The following is a 23,236-nucleotide window of genomic DNA, read 5'->3' on the forward strand; positions in this document are numbered from 1 at the left end:
CTCGAGACGTGCAGTGAACAAGTCGAAAGAGAGAGCTTATGCGTAGATCAGCCGCTCGTCATGCGGGAGACCACCCGCTGGAGCAGGCCGGGCACGTAGCGCTTGCCCCGTACGGCCAGCCGGGCGGTCGCTCCGGGGAAGACGAACAGCTCGTCGCGGGCCAGTGAGCGCTCCACCTCGTCGAGCACGAGCCCGGCGGGCATGCCCGCCCGGCCGGCCACGACGGAGGGGTCCTGGGCCGCGATCCGGCGGAACTGCGGGGTGTCGACCTGGCTCGGGCAGACACAACGGATCTTCACTCCGCCGCCTCGGTGCTCCTGGGCCAGCACCTCCGCGTAGGCGTTGACCGCCGCCTTGGCCGCCGCGTACGCCGACAGCCGGGGAGACGGCAGCCAGCCGGCCAGGGAGGAGAAGAGAACGAGTTCTCCCTGGGCTCTCTCGAGCATCCCGGGCAGCGTGGCCCGCACGACGTGCACGGTGCCGAGGTAGTCGACCCGCCAGATCCGCTCGGCGTCCTCGAGGGGCTGGTCCAGGGCGGTGCCGACCAGGGAGATCCCGGCCGCGTGCACGACCCGGTCCAGCGGTCCAGCCGCGGCCGCCACCTCCGCGATCGCCGCTGCCTCGGAGACGTCGCAGACCCTGGTGTGCATGGTGGGCGAGCGCAGCGCGGTGCGGGCCAGCCCCGCCTCGTCCACGTCGGCCGCGATGACGGCCCAGCCCGCGGCGGCCAGTCGCTGGGCGGCGAGCGCTCCGAGCCCGCTGGCCGCCCCGGTCACCAGGGCGGTCCGCCGGGGCGCCGGTCCCGGCCCGGCGATCATCGGACCAGCTCCGTGGCGGAGCCGAAGCTCATGCTCAGGCGCGAGATCGTACTGGTGCTGAGCGCGCGGGCGCCGTCCAGGCCGAGCCGCCGCAGCTCGTCGGCCACGGGGTGGCGGCCGAGCCGCAGGGTCGCGCCGCCGAGCCGGGTGCGGATCCCGGCCGGGGTCATCGTCCAGGGCGTGAGCCGGGTGACCCCGTCCAGGCAGGAGTACGCCTCGACCGTGCTGCCGGCGGGCGCCGCCCCGGCCGGCATCGGCAGGCCCGGCTTGATCGCGAGTTCGAGGGCCGTACGGCCCTCGAGCCGGACGGCGCAGCGCTTGATCCGCCCGGACAGGTCCATCGGGATGTCGGCGATCTCCTTGGGGAAGCCCCAGATGGACCGGCCCGCCTCCAGCGTGAAGGTCTGGTTGACCGGCAGCCAGTGGATGAACGCCCCGACGTTCTTCAGCTCCCGGAGCCGGTCCAGTGCCCCGTCGGCCGGGGGTGTGTCCGGCTGCCGGACCAGGAACGCGACCGCGAATTCGTGATATGGCCCGAGATCGCCGTCCGCGTAGCGTATGAACGCCAGCGAGCAGACCGCCCGGCCCGCAAGTGGCTGGGCCACTTCGAGACCTGAATAGGCGATGATCGCCTGAGCGATCGTGGCCGGGACCGGGAACATCGCGGAGGCGACGGCCGCATCCCGGATCTCGACGGGCATCGTGACCCGGTGGTTCTGAATCACATGGGTGTCGGCTGTAGTCGTCACTTGCTAAGTAGAACAGGTTCTTGTTTTTCTGTCATCAGCGTTCAGGGGAGGATCGCTCATGGAGCGGGAGTGGGTGGCCGAGGAGAGCGTCGTGATCGCGGCGTCGCCGGAGCAGGTGTACGCGGCCGTGGCGGATCTGCGGCGCATGGGGGAGTGGAGCCCGGAGTGCTTCGCCGTCCGGGTGCGGGGCGCCACGGTCGGCCCGGACACCACGTTCGTCGGCTTCAACCGCCGGGGCCCCCGGGTCTGGTTCACCAACGGCCGGGTGACGGCCGCCGAGCCGGGAAAGGTCTTCGCCTTCCGGATCTCCAGCTTCGGCGTGGAGGTCGCCCTGTGGGGCTACCGGATGGAGGGCGGCCCGGACGGGACCCGGCTGACGGAGTACTGGCAGGACCTGCGCCGGGACGCGCGCGGCGCCGGCGTCATCTCGGTGCTCGGCCGGATCTTCACCGGGGTGCCCGCGGCCGACCGCGCCGCCCTCAACCGTGAGGGCATGCGCTCCACCCTGGCCCGCATCAAGGCCGCCCTGGAGACCTGAGCGGCCGGTCCGGAGCCCCCGAGCTCGGCCCGGGCGGGGCCTGTCCAGGCTCTAGGCGAGGTAGGCGAACTCGCGGCGCCACGACTCGTACCAGGGGCCGAAGAACGGCTCCTGCGCGGTGAGCGGCACGAGGTAGGTCACGGTCTCGGCGTAGTAGCGGCGCTGGAAGTCCGCGGACATCTGGAACAGCCGCTGGACGTTGCTGGCCCGGTCGGCGAGCTTCACCTGGATCGCCCGGCGCGGGGCCTGCCGGAGCCGGCGCAGGTAGACGGTCGTGGCGGTCCGCTTGGCCGTCCGGCCCTGGCCGTTGGGCGGCGGCTTGGTGACCCAGTCGACCAGCTCGGCGACGCCCGGCCCGAACTTGTCCTCGATGTCACCGAGCGTGGCCCCGGTGTCCTCCACCGTGTCGTGCAGGAGCACCGCGGCCAGCGCGTCGGGGTCGGTCACCTCGGCCCCGCGGACCAGCACTTCGAGCGCCTCCAGCAGGTGCTCGACGTAGGGCACCCCGGTCGGGCGCAACTGGGTGCCGTGCCAGCCGATCGCCGCGCTCGCCGCCCGGTCCAGCACGTCCATCGTGGGCGCGGGAAGCGTCTCCGCGAGGACGGGGCGGGCACCGTCCCAGGTGCGCCAGCTGGTGAAGGTCTCCACACTTGCAAGGGTCCTCAATTACCCGGGGCACCGCAAGCGCGGTCACCTCGCGCAGGCCGCCCGGGCACGGCAAGCTGTGCGGGACGATGAGCCGAGCGACCGTGGCGTCACGCACGACGTCACCGCGCGGGACAGGCGCAGGAGAGGCGGGAGACGACGTGGCGGGGAGCCGGCAGCGGGCCGTGGTGGGCCTCGTGGCCGCGATGCTCGCCGTCGCCACCCTCGGCGTGGTGGTCGACAAGTTCGTCCTGCAGGCCGAATGGTGGCAGGAGGACCACCGCACCACCACCGAGCCCGCGCCGCCGCTGCTGGACGTGGGACCGCCCCCCGGGCCGGTGGCGCTGGGCTGGCAGCTGGACACCGTGGTGCGGCGGAGCGGTCTTTCCCCCTACGACCAGGTGGCGCACGCGCTCGTCGACGGCCAGCTGCTCGTCGCGACCACCCGCGGCCTCGACGTCCGGGACGCGCGCACCGGCGAGCGGAGGTGGCACTACCACCGCGAGGACTGGGTGCTGCTCGGCTGGGCGGCCACCCGGCACCACCTGATCGCCTACGTCGAGCGGGCGGGCCATCGCGACAACCGGATGATCCTCGGCTTCGACGCGGCCGGCGGGCGGCTGCTGTGGCGTCAGCAGGACGAGGTCCCGGCCGCCACGGAGCGCTCGACGCTGCGCTGGCCGGCCGGCTCGGACGTCGTGCTCACCGCCGCCGCGGGCGATCGGAGCGTGCTGCGGGGCCGCTCCGTGGCCACCGGGGAGCAGGTCTGGACGCACGCGCTGCCCCGGGGCTGCACGCTCCCCGAGGCGGGCACGTACGCCTCGGACGCCGACGACGCCCTGGCCGCCATCTCGCTGGACTGCGAGGACCGCAGCCGGGTGCTGGCCATCGACCCGCAGAGCGGGCGGACCAGGTGGGTTCGCGAGTTCGACGCGCAGGATCCGCCGGAGATCGCGGTGCGCGGCGAGGTGGTCCTGGTCTCCGACGGCACGGCGCTGCGCGCCTACGACCAGGCGGGCCGGGAGTTCCTCACCCGGCCCGGCGACGACGTCTGCGGCGCCACGATGTGCCCGGCGGTGGTCTCCGGCGGGCACCTCATCGTGGTCTACCGGTCGGGGCCGGGAGACGACGGCCGGCGGCTGGAGTCGATCCAGATCTCCTCGCACCGCAGCGCGTGGCGCCGCACCGCGCCCGCCTACCCGGCGCTCGTCGCCAAGGGGGACCGGCTCTACGCGCTCCGGCCGAACCTCACGCCCGAGCTGCGGCCCGCCGGCATCGACGTCATCGACGCCGGCGACGGGCGGACGGCCACCGTGCCGGCGCCGCTGGTGGTGCCGCCCGGGCCCAACCGGGCCCGGCCCTGGCTGGCGGCCGGGGGCGGGCTGCTGTACGTGTCCGTGCCGGAGGCGCTGCCCAGCCCGTCGGGAGCGGTCCGGCTGATGGCGCTGCGCGCCGCCGCCGGCGGTCCCGGCCCGGCGGAGCTGGGCGGGGTCCCGGCCGCCGACTGGCCGGACGCGTGCGGCCTGCTGAACCGCCGCGACCTGCCCGGCGGGCACCGCTCCCGCCCGGTGTACGTCACGGTCGGCACGGTACGGCTGCCGCGCCCGGTCAGCTGCACCTACGAGCCGGACGGCGACCGGCCCAAGCCGTCGGGCCGGGAGCAGAGCGCCGGGGCCCCGACGGTGACGATCGAATGGGTGGCCGACAGCGCCGCCTCGGCCTCCGCGCTCCTCGCCGCCCTGCGGGCCTCCGAGCCGCAGGCACGTCCGGTGGAGATCGGAGACGAGGCGTACGAGCTCAACCCGTCCTCGGGCACGATCGCCGCCCGCGTCGGCCGCTACCTCATCGGGGTCAGCGCCTTCCAGACCCCCGGGCTCGCCACCCGGCTGGCCCGTGCCGTCGCCCTCGCCCTGCACGCCAGAGCATCCTGATGATCACCGTGACGGCGCCGTAGCCCGCCGTCCGGCGCCCGCTCCGTGGGCACGGCACCGGCCCGGCTCAGGTCACGAGAGCAGCGGGGCCTCGGCGTGCAGGCCGGCCCAGGACTCCAGCTGGGCGACGAACAGCTCGGCCTGTACCGGCCAGTGGAACCGGGCCCTGGCCGTCTCGTACCCGCGCTTGGCCATGTCGGCCCGGAGCACCGGGTCACCCTGCAGGCGGCGGATGGCCTCGGCGACCGCGGCGGGGTCGCCGAACGGCACGACCAGGCCGCTGCCGGCCGGTTCGACGATGCCGGCCGCCGGAGGGTTGGGGGTGGTGACGACGGGGATGCCGTGCGCCATGTATTCGATGATCTTGGTGGGCATCGAGTGCCGGTAGTTCGGCTCGTCGTGCAGCAGGGCCATGCCGGCCATCGCGCCCTCGGCGATCCGCAGGGCCCGGTCGTTGGGCACGAAGCCGTACCACCGCAGGATGCCCTCGCGCTGGGCGTCCCGCAGGGTCGGCCGGATGTCGGCGTCGGCGGCGCCGATCAGCTCCACCTCGATGCCGTACGGGCGCACCAGCCGGGCGACCTCGATCATGTCCAGGGCGCCGCGGGCGGCCGACAGGTGGCCGACGTAGACCACGCGCCGGTCTCCCGGCGGACCGGGAGGCGCGTCCGCGACGTAGGTCGTGTTGGGCACCACCGGGTGCTCCCTGCGGAACCGGGGGCGGTAGCCCTCCTCGGCCAGCAGCAGCCGGTGCCGCCGCTCGGCCCGTGCCTCCAGCATGCGCACCAGCGGGCGGGCCAGCGGGAGCAGCGGACGCGGGACCCAGCCCTTGGCCGACAGGGCGGCGGCGGTGTCCTCGTGCACGTCCCACACCACCGTCGCCTTGATCTTGCGAGGCACGGCGAGCAGCAGCTCGGGATCGTGCAGCAGGACCACGTCGGCGTACTGGGCGTGCCGGGCGAGCACCGTGCGGGCAGCGCGCAGGGCGGCCAGCCGGTTGCGGCCGGTGGCCCGGGGGACGTCGACCGGCGCGACATCCGGCCAGGGCGTCACATTGCAGGCCCGGAAGGGCGCTATGTAGGTGACCTCATGACCGGCATCGAGAAGGGCACGAATCTGCCGATGCAGAATTCGAGCATCCTCGGGATGGTGCACCACCGTGCACACGCAAACCCGCATTCGCCGCTCTCCTCGAAAAACCACCTTTGGTGACTCTGGTGGCGTCATGGAAATTGCAGGTGAATTCAAGATGGCCATCTCACAACAGTTCGACGGCCGGGCCGGAGCGAGCGCCGGCATGGTCACGGGTGCGGCCGCGGGTGTCGAAGAGCAGCCGCGCGTGCCCGGTCAGCGTCGCGGGGTCGTACGCGGTGTGGTCGGCCAGCACGATCGCCAGGTCGGCGGCGGCGAGCGCGGCCGCGAGATCGGCTCCGGCGCTCGGCACGTCCGCGCCGTCCACCTGCCAGGAGTCCACGTACGGGTCGTGGAAGCTCAGCTCGGCGCCCATCCGCAGCAGCCGCCGCGCCACCGGCCGGGCCGGCGACTCGCGCTGGTCGGCGATGTCGGCCTTGTAGGTCACGCCGAGGAGGAGCACCTTGGCGCCCCTGACCGCGCGGCCCTCCCGGTTGAGCAGCTGCTGGACGCGCTCCGCCACGTACCGCGGCATCCGGTCGTTGATCTCCTGGGCCAGTTCCACGAACCGGAACGGGTAGCCCAGGGACCGCACCTTGTACGACAGGTAGTTCGGGTCGATCGGGATGCAGTGGCCGCCGACGCCGGGGCCGGGGCGGAACGCCTGGAAGCCGAAGGGCTTGGTCGCCGCGCACTCGATCGCGTCCCACAGGTCGATGCCGAGCTCGTGGCAGAACACCGCCATCTCGTTGACCAGCGCGATGTTGACGTGCCGGTAGGTGTTCTCCAGGAGCTTGGCCATCTCCGCCTCGCGGGTGCCCTTGGCCTGCACGACCCGCTCGACGAACTTGCCGTAGAAGGCCGCCGCCAGCGAGGCGCAGGCCGGGGTGAGACCCCCCACGATCTTCGGGGTGTTGTGCACGCCGTAGACCGGGTTGCCGGGGTCGATGCGCTCGGGGGAGAACGCCAGGTGGAACTCCTCGCCGGCCACCAGCCCGGACTTCTCCAGCAGCGGCTTGACGACCTCGTCGGTGGTGCCCGGGTACGTCGTCGACTCCAGCACCACGAGCATGCCCGGGGCCAGGTGCCGCGCGACGGCCTCGGTCGCGCCGCGGACCGCGGTGAGGTCCGGGCCGCCGTCCTCGGAGAGCGGGGTCGGCACGCAGATCACCACGGTGCGCGCACCGTCCATGATCGACTCGTCCGTGCTGGGCGTGAACCCGGCCTCCAGCATCTGCGCGACCTCGTCCGGGGAGACGTCGTCGATGTGTGAGAGCCCCGCCGTGAGACCGGCCACGACCCGGGGGTCGCGATCCAGGCCGCCGACGCGCAACCCGGCCCGGCAGGCCTCCCGGACGAGCGGGAGCCCGACATAGCCGAGCCCGATGACCACCAGATCCACGCGGTGGCTCCCTTCGAAACGATGCCCCGGAGAGGTGGCCGGCCGGGGGTGGGGCGGTGCGTCCCGGTCAGCCGACGCCGTCGCGCGGGTTCCGGGCGGAGCCGGTCCGCGCCCATCGGTAGGCGTCCTCGTAGCGGGCGGTCACCGCACGCCAGGTGCGTTCCGCCCTGACCCATTCCTGGGCAGCCTGTCCGATTTTTTGGCGTCGTTCGGGACTGTAAATCAGCTCTCGGAGCGAAATCGCCCATGCTTCCGGCTCTTCGGGAAGAGTTAACGTGCCGGTCACGCCAGGTTCCACTATTTCGCGGAGTGCTTTGACATCACTTGCTATTACTGGGATTCCCCCGGCCATCGCCTCCACCGGTTTCAACGGGGTGACCAACTGGCAGACCCGGTCCGCCCGGCGGGGGACGGCGAACACATCGAGGACGGCGTGGAACTGACGGATGGACGACATCGGCACCCGGCCGGTGAACAGGACCCGGGCGGCGCCCGGCCGTCCGCCGTCCCCCGCGCCGCCGGTGCCGGGCGGGCGGGCGAGCAGGCCGTGCCGGGCGGCCCGGTCCTCCAGCGCGCCGCGTTCCGGGCCGTCGCCGACGAGCAGCAGGACGACCGGCGTGCCCTGGTCCCGCAGCAGCGCGGTCGCGTCGATGAGGGTGTCGATGCCCTCGTAGCCGTAGAACGACGACGTCAGGCCGACGACGAACTCCGTCGCCTCGATGCCGAGCTCCCGCCGCAGGCCGGTGGCGTCCGGGAGGGGGCGCAGGAACTCCTCGTCGACCGCGTTCGGCACTTCGAAGATCTTGGCCGGGTCGATGCCGCGTTCGGCGATCTCCGCGCGCATGGCGGCGCCGAGGGTGACGATCGCGTCCGCGTCGCGCATGCACCGGGTCTCCAGCTCCCGGGTGAGCCGGTAGAAGGCGGCCTCGGGTGTGTGCGCAGGATCACGGGACAGCCAGGAGTCCTCCAGGAAGCCGCGCACCTCGTACACGACCGGCAGCCCGTGCCGGCGGCCCAGCTCCAGTGCCACGGCGGCGTTCAGGTGGTTGCTGACCGCGTGCAGCACGGCGGGCCGTACCCGCTCGACCAGCGGGCCGGCCAGATCCGCGCCCTTCGCGACCGCGGCGGCCGGATCGCGCGGCGGCAGCCAGGGCAGCAGCCGGTGGTAGGCGATCCCGTCCACCTCGACCCGCGGCCGGACGTCGGCGATGCCCTGGGCCATCGGATAGCCCAGCCGGGTGACGACCTGCGGCGCCAGCCCCAGCTCCCGCTGGGCGAGTGCGATCTTGTGGGTGCGCACGGTGTAGCCGGCGTTGGTCCGCGGGAGGGCGTTGGTCACGAACTGCAGGACGGCCGCCGGGTCGCCCGTCGCGCTCCCCGTGCCGGGCGGGGGTGTGGTCCCGGGCTTATTTGCCGTGACCACCTCGGCGCTGCCGCCGGTCCGCCGGCCGCGTATGGGTGGCCACGGCAATGCGTTCTGAGCACGACCCGTCTCCGGGCCGCCGTCGAGGAGGGCCTGAAGATCGCGGGCCTCGCGCTCCGGGTCACGCGGGCGCGGCACGGCGACGGCGGACAGCCGGGTCCGCAGCCGGGCGGGGACCAGCCGCGCGGGGGTCACCCGCAGCAGCACCCGCACCGCCAGCCGCAGCGCCCGCAGCGGATCGTCGCGCAGCTGCCGCCAGCTCAGACCGGACAGAAAGACGATCAGTTTGGCCCGTTGTCCCAGTGTTCTCAACACGGCGGCCGAGCGTAGACACCCCTGATGAACAGAGAGGAAATAATGTTCGCCCCCATTGCCCATGTCCTGGGCGCCCGGCCCAACTTCGTCAAGGCGGCCCCGGTGATCGATGCCCTCCAGGGCACCGAGCAGACGGTCATCCACACCGGCCAGCACTATGACGAGCGCATGTCGGAGATCTTCTTCCGTGACCTGGGCCTGCCCGAACCGGACGTCAACCTGGGGGTGGGCTCGGGCAGCCACGCGGCGCAGACCGCCGCGCTCATGGTCGGCCTCGAGCGGGAGTTCACTGAGCGTTCACCTGGCCTGGTCATCGTGTACGGCGACGTGAACTCGACGATCGCCGCCGCCCTGGTCGCGGCCAAGCTGCGCATCCCGGTCGCCCATGTGGAGGCCGGGCTGCGCAGCTTCGACCTGACCATGCCCGAGGAGGTCAACCGCCGCCTCACCGACCAGCTCTCCGACCTGTGCTTCGTCACCAGCCCGGAGGCGATCGGCCATCTGGCCAACGAGGGCGTCTCGGTGGACCGGGTGCACTTCGTCGGCAACCCGATGATCGACACTCTGCTGAAGAACCTCGAGCAGTTCGACACCGCCGCCGTCCGGGAGACCTACGGCCTGCCGGACCGTTACGTGCTGGCCACCATGCACCGGCCGGCCAACGTCGACTCGCCCGAGACCGCCGCCGCGCTGGTCCGCCGGCTGCACGAGGTCGCCGACCTCGCCGACCTGGTCATCCCGCTGCACCCGCGCGGCCGGCAGGTGCTGCTGGGCGCGGGCCTGGACGACCACTCCGGCGTGCACATCCTCGAGCCGCTGGGCTACATCGACTTCCTCGCGGCGGTCCGGGGCGCCGCCGCGGTGGTGACCGACTCGGGCGGGCTCCAGGAGGAGACGACCATCCTCGGCGTGCCCTGCCTGACCGTACGGCCCAACACCGAGCGGCCGATCACGATCACGCACGGCACCAACCGGCTGGTCACCTTCGACGAGCTGGCGCCCGCGGCCCGGAAGGTGCTCGAAATCGACGCCGCGTCCCCGGCGAAGGACGTGCCACACCGGACCCCGCCGCTCTGGGACGGCCAGGCGGGTCCCCGCATCGCAGAAGTGATCACGAGGTGGATGAGTGAGTGAGAAGAGTTCGGCGCGCGCCGGCCGGCAGGTGGCCCGGCTGCGCCGGGCGCTGCGGGAACGCGACGAGCGGCTGTACGAGCTCGAGACGCGGCTCGCGGCGCTGGAGGGATCGACGACCTACCAGGTCGGCAAGCTCGTCGCCGGGGCGGGCCGGAAGAAGGCGCGGGGCGCCGTACGGCTGCCCAAGCAGCTGTACGGGCTGTGGAAGAAGCGCAACGCCGCCCAGGCCTCCGGGCCGCTGCGGGAACGCCCCCGCATGGAGGGGCTCGACCGCATCGAGGACCGGCTGCTCATCGTCGATCCGTACGAGGGACTGGTCGTCGCGGGCATCTTCGGCGCGGAGACCGCCGCTGCGCTGGCCCCGCACGCCCGGGTGATCCGGCTGTTCCCGCACGACGCCGCACTGGTGCTCGACGCCGCCGACGTGGACCTGGTGATCGTCGATGCCGCGGCGGGCGCTCCGGGCGGGCCGTGGGCCTACCTCGGGGTGCCCGGGGTGTACGACCGGGAGCGCACCCTGCTCGACGTGCGCGACGTGGCCACCGTACGGAACCTGCCGCTGGTGCTGTGGGGTGCGGCGCCCCCCGCCACCCTCACCCGGCTCGGCTGGGACGCCACCGTGACGCCGGGCCCCTCGCCGGCCGGCGATCTCGCCGAGCTGGCCGGGCGGCTCGCCATCACCGTCTGACCTCCCTCATAACTCGCGGCCCCTCATCCCCTCAGAAAGGCAAGTACGTGCGACTACGCGCCCTCGTATACGGCGACGTCGACCTCAACCTGATCGACGGCTCCGCGATCTGGGCTCAGGGGGTGGTGCAGGCCCTCGCCCGGGCCGGCTGCTCGGTGACGCTCGTGCTCAAGGCGCCGGTGCGGACAGGCCGGCTGGTCGACCCGCTGGCGGGCATCCCCGGCGTCACCGTGTTCCGGCCGCACGACCAGCCGTCGATGGTCGCGGACCCGAGCCGCAGCATGCCGCCCAAGGAGGCGGTGCGGGTGCTCACCGAGCTGGACGCGGCGCAGCCGTACGACCTCGTCGTGGTCCGCGGCAAGCGGCTGGCGGGCAAGCTCGCGGAGAGCCCGCTCAAGGGACGGCTGTGGACCTACCTCACCGACATGCCGCAGTCGGCCGCCGAGATGACCGGCCAGGCACGCGGGGAGCTCACCCGGATCGCCAGGTCGTCGCGGTTCCTGCTCTGCCAGACCGAGGAGCTGCGCTCCTTCCTGGAGAGCGCGGTCTCCGCGACCGCGGGCAAGTGCGTGCTGTTCCCGCCGGTGGTGGCGCTTCCGGACGAGCTGCGCCCGCGGGACCACACCCCGCCGGCCGGCCGTGCGCTGCGGCTGGTCTACACCGGCAAGTTCGCGCCGCGGTGGAACACCTACGAGATGGCCGCGCTGCCCCGGCTGCTGCAGGCGCGCGGGATCGACGCCGAGCTGCACATGATCGGCGACAAGATCCATGAGGACCCCGCCGACCCCGGCTACGGCAAGCGGATGCGCGCCGCCCTGGAGTCGGGACGGGGGGTCGTCTGGCATGGCGGGCATCCCCGCGCGGAGGCCATGCGGCTGACCGCGGGCTGCGACATCGGGCTGTCCTGGCGGGATCCGGAGCTCGACGCCAGCCTGGAGCTGTCCACCAAGGTCCTCGAATGCGGCACGCTCGGGGTGCCCGTGGTGCTCAACCGCACCCCCATGCACGAGGGGCTGCTCGGCGCGGACTACCCGCTGTTCGCCGCGACCGAGACCGACGTCGTCGACGTGCTCGCTCGGGCGGCGACGGAGCCGGAGGTCTACGCGCTGGCCCGCGAGCGCTGCCGGGCCGCGGCCGCCGGCTACAGCCTGGAGGCCGCCGCGGGCAGGCTGACCCGCTATCTCGCCCAGGCCTTCCCCGCCCCCTCCGACGAGGTCATGCGATCTGCCGGGGCCGGCGGTCCCAAGCGGCCGTTGCGGGTGGGGGTCGCCGGGCACGACCTGAAGTTCTTCACCGCGCTGCTGGACTACCTCAAGTCCCGGCCCGACCTCGACGTCCGGGTCGACCACTGGGCCGCACTGAAGGTCCACGACCCGGAGCGCAGCCAGGAACTGGTCGACTGGGCCGATGTGATCGTCTGCGAGTGGTGCGGGCCCAACGCCCTGTGGTTCGCCGCGCACAAGCGGCCCGGCCAGCGGCTGGTCGTCCGGTTGCACCGCTTCGAGCTGTACGCGGCCTGGCCCTCCAAGCTGAACATCGACGCCGTCGACCAGGTGATCTGCGTCAGCCCGCACTACGCGGAGCTGACCCGTAAGCTCACCGGCTGGCCGGAGGACAAGATCGTCACCGTGCCGAACTGGGTCGACGTCGACCAGCTCGACCGGCCCAAGCTCGACGGCGCGCAGTTCCACCTGGGCATGATCGGCATCGCGCCGTCGCGGAAGCGCCTCGACCTGGCACTGGACGTCCTGGAGACGCTGCGCCGGGAGGACCCGCGCTACACCCTGTTCGTCAAGTCCAAGCTGCCGTGGGACTACTGGTGGATCTGGGACAGGCCCGACGAGCGAGCCCATTTCGAGGAGGTCTTCCGCCGGATCCGCCGCTCGCCGCTGCTGGCCGGGGCCGTGGTCTTCGACGCCTACGGCCGGGACGTGGCGGCCTGGCTGAGAAGGATCGGCTGGGTGCTGTCCACCAGCGACGACGAGAGCTTCCACCTGGCGCCCGCCGAGGGCATGGCCTCCGGTGCGGTGCCCGCGCTGCTCGGCTGGCCGGGTGCGGACACCATCTACGACCGGCGCTGGATCCACCAGGGACCCGCCACCATGGCCGCGGCGATCGCCGAGACCGTACGCGAGGGCCGCTGGGACGAGGACCGGGCGGCGGCACACGCCGAGGTACGCGCCGCGTACGCCCTCGACGACGTGTGCAGGCAGTGGACGGACCTGCTGGCAGGAGGTCACATTCCCGTCTCCGCCGGCTGACTCCGGCCGCCGGTGCCCGCGCCGCCCGCTGGTCCGAATGGGGATGCTGACAGGGGGAGTTCGCCTTCTGTCAGCTGATGCCCTGTGGTGACCGTGTTCGGGATGTTTCTCGCGTACGCTCCTACGGATCACCATGGGCGCTTCGCAGCGCGTCACCGGCCCCGCCGGGGGCGCTTTACGATCGCCAGAAGGAGCGAAACGAGGGGGCTGGACCGGTGGAGACCTCAGGCGATGTCGGCCGGGTGCTGGTGGTGATCCCGACGTTCAACGAGCGGGAGAACCTCGAGTTGATCGTCGGCCGGGTGCGGGCCGCGGTGCCGGAGGCTAACGTCCTGGTCGTCGACGACAACAGCCCGGACGGCACCGGAGAGCTGGCCGACGGGCTGGCCGCCGCCGACTCGCAGGTCAAGGTGCTGCACCGGACCGTCAAGGACGGGCTCGGCGCCGCGTACATCGCGGGCTTCCGCTGGGGGCTGGAGCAGGGCTTCGACGTCCTGGTCGAGATGGACGCCGACGGGTCGCATCAGCCGGAGGAACTTCCCCTGCTGCTGGACGCCCTCCAGGACGCGGACCTGGTGATCGGCGCCCGCTACGTGCCCGGCGGTCAGGTGGTCAACTGGCCGAAGTCGCGCGAGGTGCTCTCCCGGGGCGGCAACACCTACGTGAAGCTCATGCTGGGCGTCCCGCTGCACGACGCCACCGGCGGCTACCGGGCGTTCCGCGCGACCACGCTGGAGAAGATCGGGCTCGACCGGGTCGACTCGCGGGGTTACTGCTTCCAGATCGACCTGGCACTGCGCGCCGTCCGGCAGGGCCTGCGGGTGGTGGAGGTGCCGATCACCTTCGTGGAGCGGGTGCTCGGCACCAGCAAGATGAGCCAGTCCATCGTGGCCGAGGCCATGTGGCGGGTCACCGTCTGGGGCGTCGAGGGCCGCCTCAACCGCCTCCGCGGCCGGTAGGCCCCGTACGGCCTCCTGCCCTGCGGACGAACACCCTTGTGCGTTCGCCGCCTGATCCGTAGCAGGAACAGCAAAACGTGCCGCTGAAAGCCGGCGGCACGCAATCTTGCTTCGCGCAGCCCAGGGGCCGCACGTTCCTACTCGGCGCCGGCGCCGCGCTTGATGTGCCGGCCGCGGAGCCTGGGACGAAGCGACCGCCTGGCCCCGACCCGCGACCGCAGGTAGTACGGCACCAGGATCAGCAGGTTGAGGGTGACAGCGATGGACACCTTGAGGGGATCCACGTATTCGATCAAGTGGTATCCCGCCTGCGACCCCAGGACGATCAGGCCGCCTATGGCCAGTACGGTGAGTTCGTCACGTAGTTGCATGGCCTTCTCCTCCGTTTGTAGATACTTGCTGCCGAGTACCGTCCACAGGGCAGGCCCGTTGGCAATTGCTCGCCGGCCACCGGGGCGGCACCCACGACTTCCCGGCCTGGGTGACCTCGCGCCGGAGATCCGAACGTCCACGCCCGCTCTCCGCAACCGGACGCCGCATCACGACCACCTGACGGAGACAAGATCGGGTTCGGTCGGGTTCGGTCACTGGCGGTCAACCCTACGCACGAAAAGATCGAGCCTGGACGGATCGTGGCGCGTGGATCGGCTGTTGATTGGTCGTGGTAATTCCGGTGAAGTAGGCGATGACTGTCTTGCGCCGTTCGAACGCTATGTGGGATGATCATCTGGCAAATAAGATGCCAGGGGACAAAGTTACGCAAGTGGCGCGACTGAGTGCGTTGAGCCACAGAAGCGCAGCACGGAGAACCGGATCCGTACCGGAGCGGGCATCGAGGCGATGGCGCAGCCGTACCGGTGTTGACTTACTTGGGATCGTCAGAGGTAGTTCATGGTGGGCATAACGCCTTCAAGCTCCGTTTATCAGCGCCAGCGGCATGGGGTTCATCGCTTGTCAAGCCCCGAAGTGGTTGCTGATCCGTCTATTTATCGAAATGCCGTATGGGAGCTCGGACCACTGTTCTGGGACGAGGTGGGAAAGGTCTGGGTCTGCAGTGGGTTCGCGGAGTGCTCGCTGATCCTGTCAGACCAGAAACGATTTCGATCCATGCGGTTGCCCGAAGCGGAAAGTCTCCGTGAACGGGGCATGAACGACGTGAGCAGGATCGCCGAGCTGCTGTCGCTGCAAATGCTGTTCCTCGATCAAGGCGATCATGCGGCGATACGGAACCACCTCAAGAGCTCATTCGCGAGGCCGGCGCTCGCTCAACATGAGGCGACCGTCCGCCGTATCACTCTCGGCCTGCTCGACACGCTCCCCGCGCATGGCCCGGTCGACATCGTCACCGGCTTCGCCGGCCCGCTGCCCATCCTGCTCATCGCCGAACGACTCGGGCTCTCGGATCGCATCGGTGCGGTCGCCGCCTGGGCGTCGGCCTACGAGACCCTGCTCGGCAGCCTCACCACCCTGCCGCACGTGCGCGATCGTGCCGTCGTTTCAACGCTCCTCGAATGCCTGGCCGCGCTTCGTGCCGAAGCCCTGCGGCGGCGCGGCACGCGGTCCGAGGACTTGATCACCGTGCTGGCCAACGCGCTCGCCCCCCTCCCACTGGCGGGAGCGGAGCTCGACAGCGCCCTCGACAAGGTGGCGGCCAACTGTCTCGTCCTGCTCGGCGGCGGATACCAGACGCTCACCCAGCTCATCGCCATGGGGATCGTGTTGCTCAGCCGCCATCCGGACCAGCTCGCGGCACTGCGCGCCGAGCCCGAGCGCATCGACTTCGCCGTAGACGAGATCATGCGTTTGGAGGGGTCCAGTCAGTATGTTGCGCGCAAGGCCGTCGAACCCGTCGAACTGGCCGGCCGGCGGATCGAGCCGGGGCAGTCCGTCGTGATCCTGCTCGGCGCCGCGAACCTTGATCCGCGACGTTACCGTGACCCCGACCAGTTCGACATCACGCGTGCCGAAGGCCGCCATATGGGGTTCGGTGCAGGTCGGCACCACTGCATCGGCGCGGTGGACGCCGAGCAGGTCGCCCGGATCGCCATCGCCGCGTTCCTCGACAGGTACGCCCGTTTCGAGGTCGCCCCGGAGCCCGACGCCATCAGCTGGGGCCCGCACGCCAACACCAGGTGCCCCGAGCGGGTGATGATCGACCTCGGTGCACCGCAGGCCGCATCGCTGGCCGTACCGCAAGCCGCGCCGGTGTCCGCCCGCGGCCAGGTCGGCCAGGTCGGACCGGACGAGCTGGAGATTCTTCGCGGGCGCAACGACAACCCGGTCTCGCTCGACGGCGAACGGCCATGGATGCAGGCCGTCGCCGGACACGCCCGACACTCGCCGGACCGTGTCGCCGTGCAGGCCGGAACGCTCCAAGTCAGCTACGCGCAGCTCGACCGGGCCGCCGACGTTCTCGCCGCCCGGCTCCAGGATCTCGGCGTGGAGCCGGGCGTCACCGTGGCGATCGTCATGGATCGCTGCCCCGAGGCGCTGGTCGCCGCGCTCGCCGTCGGACGAGCCGGAGCGGCGTTCCTCACCGCCGACACCGTCTGTCCGCCGGAGCGGCTGCGCACCATGCTGGCGGAGGTCGACGCCGGGATACTCTGCGTGCAGCCGCAGCTGGCAGCGAAGGCCGGCGGGCTCGCCGACGGCGTCCCCATCGTCACCGTCACCCTTGACGAGCTCGCCGCCGCTGAGCGCCCGGCCCCGATCATCTCCGGGGTTCGCCGCGGAGACACCGCGTACACGGTCTTCACCAGCGGCTCCACCGGGCGGCCCAAAGCGATCTCCATCGACCACGAGGGACTCATCAACCTGCAGGTCGCCCAGCGGCAGATCTTCCGCCTGACGCCTGATGATCGGGTGCTGCAGTGGTTCTCACCGAACTTCGACGGCTGGCCGTTCGACGTCGTACTCGCCCTCACCGCCGGAGTCCGGCTGGTGCTGGCGCCCAGCGCGCAGGTCTGCGTGGGTTCCGCCCTGCACCGGATACTCCGCGACGAGGCCATCACGGTCGCCGCTCTCACGCCCTCCGCCTGGCGCACGATCACCACCGGTGACCTGCTGAAACTGCGCATCGCGGCCACCGCGGGCGAGGTGTGCACCGCCGAGCTCGTCGACCGGCTCGCCGCACCACGCCGGCGCGTCCTCAATCTGTACGGGCCGGCGGAGGCGACCGTTTGGAGTACCTGGCACGAGTGTGAACCCGGCGAGGGCGAACCGCCCATCGGCCGGCCGATCATCAACAAGCAGGCCTACGTGCTCACACCGGAGGGACGACCGGCCGGAACCGGCGTCGTGGGGGAACTATGGATCGGGGGTGTCGGCGTCGGGCGTTATGTCCGCCAGATCGACCTGACCCGACAGCGGTTCCGCCCTGACCCGCTCGGCACGCCGCCCGGCCGGCTCATGTACGCCACCGGAGATCTGTGCCGGTGGCGCGAGGACGGCAGCCTCGAGTTCGTCGGGCGAGCCGACCGGCAGGTCAAGATAAGGGGGCAGCGCATCGAGCTCGGCGAGGTCGAGCGGGTGCTCAGTGCCGCACCTGGGATAAGCAACGCGTCGGTCCGCATCGAAGGGGATCGGCTGGTCGCCACCGTCGTCAGTGCCGACGGGGCCTTCGACGAAAAGAAGGTCCGCGAGCACCTGAGCGGCAAACTGCACAGCGGCATGATTCCCGCCGTGTTCACCCTGACCGACGCGCCTGCGCTCTCCGTCACCGGCAAACTGCTCCTCGGCGACGCCGACGGAGTCACCGTACCGGTCGTGCACGCGGAGCCGCCCAGACCGGTCCAGCGCTTTTCGCGCATATCCTTGCCGGTCGGCCCGCCTGCATCCTCGCCGGTCGTTCCGCCTGATCCGAAGCGGCGGACCCGGCTGGTCTGGCAGATCGCGCGGCTGTTCGCCGGTTGCCTCACACTGCCCCAGCGCCGGGTTCGCACCGACTCTGACTTCTTTCTGCTGGGGGGTGACTCCCTCACCTTCGCGGAGTTCCTCACCGCGATCGAGGACGAACACCTGGCAGTGCTCGAAGTCGATGAGGTGATCGCCACTCCGACCCCGGAGGGGATCGCCGAGCTGGTGCTGCTGAAGGCGGGGCGGCAGTGAACTCCCCGGACACGCGGACCAGGGCGGCACGGGAAGAGTCCCACGGCCCGGTTCTGCTCGTACACGGTACTCTCGATGAGAGTTCCGGCTTTCGCCGGCTCCTGGACCGGCTGGCCGCCTGGGATGTCACCACCTACGACCGCCGTGGGTGGGGGCGCTCCGCGGAGCTGGGCGTCGCCTCCCCGGAGCAGCACCTCGAGGACCTGCTGTCCTTGCTGCCCGAAAGTCCAGCGATCCTTGTAGGCCACAGCTATGGCGGCACACTGGCACTCGCCGCGGCCGCGCGGGTCCCGGGACGAGTCCGAGGCGTCGTCGCCTACGAGCCACCCGTTCCCTGGCTCCCGTGGTGGCCGGAGCGGGCACCTTGGGAGCGGATCGTCCTCGATGAGGGACACGAGCCCGAAGCGGCCGCCGAAGCACTCATGCGTGAACTCCTCGGCGATGCCGACTGGGAACGCCTTCCACAACGGATCCGCGACAAACGACGAGGTGAAGGACGATTGCTCAGCACCGAAATGCGGCAACTCGGTGAGGAACCGCCCGGGTTCGACCCCCTGGACATCGTCCCAGCGGTGATCGTCGCCGCGGGGTCGGAGAGCCTGCCACACCACAAACGTGTAGCCGCTCACCTCGCCGACCTGGTCCAGAACGGCCGATACGAGGAGCTTGACGGAGTCGGCCATCCCGGCCATGTGACCCATCCGGCCCTCTTCGCCGGCCTGCTGACCGCCGTCGAACGGCTCATCGCAGAAACGCCCTCGGAGGTGCGTTCGTGAAACCCGAAGAGTTCCGTAGGGAGGGCCATCGCCTCATCGACTGGCTGGCCGACTACATGGCCGAGGTCGAGCGGTATCCCGTGCTGACGGAGGTGAAGCCGGGATGGGTACGGGATCAGCTGCCCGAGAAGGCCCCGGAACAGAGCGAACCGTTCGCCGACATCCTCGCCGATGTCGATCGGATCCTCATGCCCGGAATCACCCACTGGCAGTCACCGAACTTCTTCGCCTACTTTCCGGCCAACGCCTCCGGGCCCTCGATTCTCGGGGAGCTCCTGTCCGCCGGCCTGGGCGTTCAGGGGATGATGTGGCTCACCAGCCCGGCGTGCACCGAGTTGGAGACCCACGTCCTTGACTGGATCGTCGACCTGCTCGGGCTGCCGCCCGGCTTCCGCTCGGACGGAGCCGGTGGCGGGGTCATCCAGGACAGCGCCTCCAGCGCGGTGCTGTGCGCGCTCATCGCGGCACGGGAGAGGTCCACCGGCGGCGAGAGCAACCGGTCGGGGACGCGGGCCCCGCTGATCGCCTACACCACCGATCAGGCACACAGCTCGGTGCCGAAGGCCGTGCGCATCGCCGGGCTCGGCGCCGACAACCTGCGCATGGTCGCCACCGACGACACCCTCGCCATGGACCCGGACGCGCTCGCCGAAGCCATCGAGGCCGACATCGCCGCAGGCCGCACCCCCTGCTTCGCGGTGGCCACCATCGGCACCACGGCCTCCACCGCGATCGACCCGGTCGCGAAGATCGCTGCGATCTGCGAGAAGTACGGTGTGTGGCTTCACGTCGATGCCGCCATGGCCGGTAGCGCCGCGATCTGCCCCGAATTCCGTGACATGCAGGCCGGTCTCGCCCATGCCGACAGCTACTGCTTCAACCCCCACAAGTGGCTGCTCACCAACTTCGACTGTGACTGTTTCTACGTCGCCGACCGGCGTGCGCTGATCAACGCGCTCAGCATCGTCCCCGAATATCTGCGCAACTACGCCACGGAGTCCGGCGCCGTCATCGACTACCGCGACTGGCAGATTCCGCTCGGCAGACGGTTCCGGGCCCTGAAACTGTGGTTCGTGCTGCGCAGTTACGGCGCCGAAGGACTGCGCGCGATGGTACGACGCCATATCGAACTGGCGCGATGGTTCGCCACCCAGGTCGAGGAGTCCGAGGAGTTCACCCTGGCCGCCCCGACACCGCTCAGTCTGGTGTGCTTCCGCCACGTGGCGGGCGATGCCGCGACCCAGCATGTCCTCGACACCATCAACGCCTCCGGGCGGGCGTTTCTCACGCACGCGAAGCTCGACGACCGGATGGTGCTGCGCCTGTCGGTCGGCCAGGAGCACACCGAAAGGCGCCACGTCGAGCAGGTCTGGAACCTGCTCCGCGAAGCGGCCGTCCATCCCGGGAGCCGGGAATAGCCGTTTCCCGTGCGAGCAGGTACGGGCTGGGCGCGGCGTACATCGCGGGCTTCCGCCGGGGCCGGAGCAGGACCTCGACGTTTCGGTTCCGGCCTGCGGGTCCGTCATCCACCGGCGGCGGCCCGAGGCGCACGGCTGCGGCAAGCTCACCGCAGCATGCCTCACCTCCGGTCCGGGTGACCTTCTCTCGTTGATTTGCCCTGACCACCGATACGCGGCCCCGGCCATCTGGGCGCCAGACCGTGTAGAGGCCGCGCCAGAGTGGTCACGGCAAAGCAACCCGAGAACACCACCATCCGCCCGCTCCTGCGCATGACGGCTCGGGGCTGAATTGACTATCGGTTGTCACAGCAGGGTGAAGTCGCTGGTGCGTACGCCCTGCTCGAAGGCCTGCCATTCGGCGGCGGTGTAGGTGATCTCGGTGCCGGTGAGGTATCGGATTGACACGCTCCGGTCGGCTCGGTGGGTGATGGTGAAGGGGCCGGCGGTGTCATAGTCGGAGGTGCGGACCTGGCCGAGGAACGTGCGCCAGTCCTCGGGGGTGCAGGCGATGGTGGGGCCGGCCGGGTCGTTGCTGTTGCGGATGAGGATCATCGCTGCGGCCTCGACGCACTCGCCGTTGACGGTGCTGTGGGAGGACTTGTGCCACTGGGCGCGGGAAAGATCCACGTTCGTCATGTCGCGGTTTCCTTGCGTCAGGAGGAGTGGTTTTGCAGCGCCCTGGTGATCAGCTCGGCTGAAGCCGACTCGGGTAGAGCCGATACCTGTAGGTGCTCATAAATCAGCCTATACATGCTGATGTCGTCTGGCTTGCGTAGATAGAGGCCACCCGCAGTGACCTCGACGTAGACGACGGGATCGGCCGAGGCCGCGAACTCCATGACCGCGAAGGGCCGTCCCACGGCTGGATTCGCTCCGGCGGTGAACGGCAGGATCTGCAGGGTGACGTTGGGCCGCTGGATGGCGGTGAGCAGGTGGGTCAGTTGCTCCACCATGACGGCTCGGTCACCGACGACCCGGTGGAGAACCGATTCATCGATGATGGCCCACAGCTCCAGCGCATCGGCCTTGTCGAGCAGATCTTGCCGTTTCATGCGCACTTCAAGGCGACGCTGCATCTCACGTCGGGGAAGCATGGGTCGTCCGGACCGCATCACGGCTTCGGTGTAGGACGGGACCTGGAGCAGGCCGGGAACCAGGTGGGTGTCGTAGAGGCGTTCTACGAGCGCGGCGTCTTCGAGGCTGAGAAAGATCTGGAACCACTCGGGCAGATCGCGGTAGCGATGCCACCACTCGTCCTCCCCGGCGCCACGAGCCAACGTCTCCAGAGCCTCGCGCTGGGAATCTTCACGCCGTATACGTCGAGCATCCGGCGAAGATCGGGGAGCGTTACGTGCTGCTTGTCGTTCTCGATCCGGGAGAGCTTCGCCGCTGACCAGCGGCCATCGCCTTGTTCCTGGAGTGCGGCCACGGCCTGGTCGTTGGTCAGGTCGGCGCTCTCTCGTAGACGTCGGAGTTCTTCGGTCAGGCGTTGGCTGGGGACAGTAGGCACGTGTCTGCGTCGCCGTGGCGGCATATGTGATCAGCCTCCTGAAATGGGCCAAAGCGGTAGTCGGAATCTCAGTGAAAGTTCCAAAGGACTTGCGGCGGAAGGTCCGGCAAAGCCCAGCGGTGCAGAGAGGTGCGAGCATGTCCCCCAACTGCAACGAACCCTTATCCTGGCCAGGGTCGGGTGGTGAGCTCGGGTGGAGCTGGGCGCTGCCGCGTGACGCGACCTGTGCGGGGCTGGCCCGGACGTTGGTCGCGGACAAACTCGCCGCCGTACGACTGCCGTTAGAGCGGATCCGGGACGCCGAGGTCATCGCGAGCGAGTTGTCGACCAACGCCTATCGGCACGCCGGGCAGTACGGTCCGCATGAGCTGTGGCTCTATCCACACCTTGTGGGCGGTGAGCTCGTCTGCGGGGTCTTCGACGGCTCACCCGTGGCGAGGCTCCCGGCAACCGAAGCGTCCGAGCACGATCTCTGCGCCACCTCCGGCAGGGGTCTGGCCATCGTGCACGAACTGTCCGGCGGCAGGTGGGGCGTCCAGGTGACCCGCTCGCGGCTGGGGACAGCGGTCCCGGGCAAGCTCGTCTGGTTCGGGCTGGAGTCGCCGCACATGCCGGCCCAGTGGTCCCGGCGTCCGCTCGACTCCGCGCAGGCCGGGCGTACGCTCCGCGCCCGCCTTCAGAGTCGTGGAGTCGCGCCCGTCTATCTGTCCCATCGGTGGGACATGTCGGTGGTCTCCCTCCCGTACGGCCTGACGGTCTGGTGCCGGGACGGGCGGTTCCGCTGGCGGCACGGCCAGACCGCCCCCGCCGTACATCCGGTGGACGATCTCGCCGCCCTCGTCGAACGCCTCGTGGGCCGCTTCGAAGAGCTGCGGCGGAGCGTCTGATGCCGGACACCCCGTACGCCATGTGGGTTCGCGGTGAGCTGGCCGAGTACCTCCATCTCCCCAAAGACGGCACCAGGGTCGAGGTCGTCGGAGCAGAGATCGTCGTGTCGCCAGGTCCGAGCGACCGCGAGATCGATGCTGAGATCGGCCGTCTCAAGGCCAAGTACGTCATGGCGCACCAGGTCGACCTCGTTGTGGAGGTGACCTCCTGTTCCAATGCCGCCGATGACCGGGAGCCGGGCCCCACGCGGACTTACGGCACCAAGTGGAGCGGCTACGCGCACCTGGACATCCCCTACTACCTGCTGGTCGACCGTGCGCCATCCCAGGCGCGGGCGACGCTGTTCACTGATCCGGATCAGCGCGAGGGTACCTACACGAAGTCTGCGAGCTGGGCTTTCGGCAAGACCATCACGCTCCCCGAGCCGTTCGGCTTCGAGATCTCGACCGAGGGATGGGAGCCCTGGGACGACGGGCCCCGCTGACACGACGACGAGCACCG

22 protein-coding genes are annotated in these 23,236 nt (G+C 70.6%); 12 read left to right on the forward strand and 10 right to left on the reverse strand.

Annotated elements, in window-relative coordinates:
* Positions 1-47: 47 nt before the first annotated feature.
* A complete protein-coding gene (locus ACRYCC_RS02200) occupies positions 48-818 on the reverse strand; it encodes an SDR family NAD(P)-dependent oxidoreductase (RefSeq protein WP_433808100.1) in 771 nt (256 codons plus the stop codon).
* The gene (locus ACRYCC_RS02205; RefSeq protein ID WP_433808102.1) at positions 815-1,567 is read right to left on the reverse strand and encodes an acetoacetate decarboxylase family protein; all 753 of its coding nucleotides are present in this window, start codon (positions 1,565-1,567) and stop codon (positions 815-817) included. The genes ACRYCC_RS02200 and ACRYCC_RS02205 overlap by 4 nt, the downstream gene beginning before the upstream one ends.
* Positions 1,568-1,625: 58 nt before the next feature.
* On the opposite strand from ACRYCC_RS02205, the gene ACRYCC_RS02210 reads away from it, so the two are divergent.
* Positions 1,626-2,105, forward strand: a complete 480-nt coding sequence (locus tag ACRYCC_RS02210; protein ID WP_433808104.1) for an SRPBCC family protein — start codon at positions 1,626-1,628, stop codon at positions 2,103-2,105.
* Between the two features lie 51 nt (positions 2,106-2,156).
* On the opposite strand, the gene ACRYCC_RS02215 is transcribed toward ACRYCC_RS02210, so the two are convergent.
* Positions 2,157-2,753, reverse strand: coding sequence for an HD domain-containing protein (locus ACRYCC_RS02215; RefSeq protein WP_433808106.1), 597 nt, complete (start codon positions 2,751-2,753; stop codon positions 2,157-2,159).
* A 158-nt stretch (positions 2,754-2,911) separates the two neighbouring features.
* Here ACRYCC_RS02215 and ACRYCC_RS02220 point away from each other — a divergent pair, with 158 nt between their 5' ends.
* On the forward strand, positions 2,912-4,681 hold the full coding sequence (locus ACRYCC_RS02220; protein WP_433808108.1) for an outer membrane protein assembly factor BamB family protein: 1,770 nt from the start codon (positions 2,912-2,914) through the stop codon (positions 4,679-4,681).
* A gap of 72 nt (positions 4,682-4,753) precedes the next feature.
* Here ACRYCC_RS02220 and ACRYCC_RS02225 read toward each other — a convergent pair whose 3' ends face one another.
* Positions 4,754-5,734 (reverse strand): glycosyltransferase, encoded by a 981-nt coding sequence (locus tag ACRYCC_RS02225; RefSeq protein WP_433808110.1) that lies wholly within the window; start codon positions 5,732-5,734, stop codon positions 4,754-4,756.
* A gap of 36 nt (positions 5,735-5,770) precedes the next feature.
* Here ACRYCC_RS02225 and ACRYCC_RS02230 point away from each other — a divergent pair, with 36 nt between their 5' ends.
* Positions 5,771-5,893: a hypothetical protein gene (locus tag ACRYCC_RS02230; protein WP_433808112.1), complete on the forward strand. Its 123-nt coding sequence runs from the start codon at positions 5,771-5,773 to the stop codon at positions 5,891-5,893.
* A gap of 46 nt (positions 5,894-5,939) precedes the next feature.
* On the opposite strand, the gene ACRYCC_RS02235 is transcribed toward ACRYCC_RS02230, so the two are convergent.
* A complete protein-coding gene (locus ACRYCC_RS02235; protein ID WP_433808114.1) occupies positions 5,940-7,214 on the reverse strand; it encodes a nucleotide sugar dehydrogenase in 1,275 nt (424 codons plus the stop codon).
* A 67-nt stretch (positions 7,215-7,281) separates the two neighbouring features.
* Entirely contained in the window at positions 7,282-8,952 is a 1,671-nt protein-coding gene (locus tag ACRYCC_RS02240) for a glycosyltransferase family 4 protein (protein WP_433808116.1), read from the reverse strand.
* A gap of 24 nt (positions 8,953-8,976) precedes the next feature.
* Here ACRYCC_RS02240 and wecB point away from each other — a divergent pair, with 24 nt between their 5' ends.
* From wecB to ACRYCC_RS02260, 4 genes are all read left to right on the forward strand, one after another.
* Positions 8,977-10,086, forward strand: coding sequence for a non-hydrolyzing UDP-N-acetylglucosamine 2-epimerase (gene wecB, locus ACRYCC_RS02245; protein ID WP_433808118.1), 1,110 nt, complete (start codon positions 8,977-8,979; stop codon positions 10,084-10,086).
* Positions 10,079-10,774, forward strand: coding sequence for a hypothetical protein (locus tag ACRYCC_RS02250; RefSeq protein WP_433808120.1), 696 nt, complete (start codon positions 10,079-10,081; stop codon positions 10,772-10,774). Before wecB ends, ACRYCC_RS02250 begins: the two co-directional genes overlap by 8 nt.
* Before the next feature lie 47 nt (positions 10,775-10,821).
* Positions 10,822-13,035 carry a glycosyltransferase gene (locus ACRYCC_RS02255; RefSeq protein WP_433808122.1) on the forward strand — a complete coding sequence of 738 codons (2,214 nt, stop codon included), beginning with the start codon at positions 10,822-10,824 and terminating at the stop codon, positions 13,033-13,035.
* 215 nt (positions 13,036-13,250) lie between these two features.
* The gene (locus ACRYCC_RS02260) at positions 13,251-13,994 is read left to right on the forward strand and encodes a polyprenol monophosphomannose synthase (protein ID WP_433808124.1); all 744 of its coding nucleotides are present in this window, start codon (positions 13,251-13,253) and stop codon (positions 13,992-13,994) included.
* 137 nt (positions 13,995-14,131) lie between these two features.
* Here the strand turns inward: ACRYCC_RS02260 and ACRYCC_RS02265 are convergent, their stop codons facing one another.
* On the reverse strand, positions 14,132-14,365 hold the full coding sequence (locus ACRYCC_RS02265; RefSeq protein ID WP_433808126.1) for a hypothetical protein: 234 nt from the start codon (positions 14,363-14,365) through the stop codon (positions 14,132-14,134).
* Between the two features lie 775 nt (positions 14,366-15,140).
* Between ACRYCC_RS02265 and ACRYCC_RS02270 the strand changes: the two genes are divergently transcribed.
* The 3 genes from ACRYCC_RS02270 to ACRYCC_RS02280 are packed head-to-tail and all read left to right on the forward strand — an operon-like array spanning position 15,141 to position 20,295.
* Positions 15,141-18,101 (forward strand): amino acid adenylation domain-containing protein, encoded by a 2,961-nt coding sequence (locus ACRYCC_RS02270; RefSeq protein ID WP_433808128.1) that lies wholly within the window; start codon positions 15,141-15,143, stop codon positions 18,099-18,101.
* Complete coding sequence (locus ACRYCC_RS02275; RefSeq protein WP_433808130.1) at positions 18,098-18,877, forward strand: alpha/beta fold hydrolase; 780 nt, start codon at positions 18,098-18,100, stop codon at positions 18,875-18,877. Before ACRYCC_RS02270 ends, ACRYCC_RS02275 begins: the two co-directional genes overlap by 4 nt.
* The gene (locus ACRYCC_RS02280; RefSeq protein WP_433808132.1) at positions 18,874-20,295 is read left to right on the forward strand and encodes a pyridoxal-dependent decarboxylase; all 1,422 of its coding nucleotides are present in this window, start codon (positions 18,874-18,876) and stop codon (positions 20,293-20,295) included. The genes ACRYCC_RS02275 and ACRYCC_RS02280 overlap by 4 nt, the downstream gene beginning before the upstream one ends.
* A gap of 345 nt (positions 20,296-20,640) precedes the next feature.
* Here ACRYCC_RS02280 and ACRYCC_RS02285 read toward each other — a convergent pair whose 3' ends face one another.
* The 3 genes from ACRYCC_RS02285 to ACRYCC_RS02295 are packed head-to-tail and all read right to left on the reverse strand — an operon-like array spanning position 20,641 to position 21,871.
* Positions 20,641-20,973, reverse strand: coding sequence for a DUF397 domain-containing protein (locus ACRYCC_RS02285; protein ID WP_433808134.1), 333 nt, complete (start codon positions 20,971-20,973; stop codon positions 20,641-20,643).
* Positions 20,974-20,990: 17 nt separating this feature from the next.
* Positions 20,991-21,614 (reverse strand): DUF5753 domain-containing protein, encoded by a 624-nt coding sequence (locus ACRYCC_RS02290; RefSeq protein WP_433808136.1) that lies wholly within the window; start codon positions 21,612-21,614, stop codon positions 20,991-20,993.
* Positions 21,515-21,871 (reverse strand): helix-turn-helix domain-containing protein, encoded by a 357-nt coding sequence (locus ACRYCC_RS02295; RefSeq protein WP_433808138.1) that lies wholly within the window; start codon positions 21,869-21,871, stop codon positions 21,515-21,517. Before ACRYCC_RS02295 ends, ACRYCC_RS02290 begins: the two co-directional genes overlap by 100 nt.
* A gap of 113 nt (positions 21,872-21,984) precedes the next feature.
* Between ACRYCC_RS02295 and ACRYCC_RS02300 the strand changes: the two genes are divergently transcribed.
* Both ACRYCC_RS02300 and ACRYCC_RS02305 read left to right on the forward strand, forming a co-directional pair.
* Positions 21,985-22,734, forward strand: a complete 750-nt coding sequence (locus ACRYCC_RS02300; protein WP_433808140.1) for an ATP-binding protein — start codon at positions 21,985-21,987, stop codon at positions 22,732-22,734.
* Positions 22,734-23,219, forward strand: a complete 486-nt coding sequence (locus ACRYCC_RS02305) for a Uma2 family endonuclease (RefSeq protein ID WP_433808142.1) — start codon at positions 22,734-22,736, stop codon at positions 23,217-23,219. Before ACRYCC_RS02300 ends, ACRYCC_RS02305 begins: the two co-directional genes overlap by 1 nt.
* Positions 23,220-23,236: the final 17 nt, after the last annotated feature.

Source organism: Actinomadura scrupuli, from assembly GCF_050971785.1.
Classification (GTDB): Bacteria; Actinomycetota; Actinomycetes; order Streptosporangiales; family Streptosporangiaceae; genus Actinomadura_E; species Actinomadura_E scrupuli.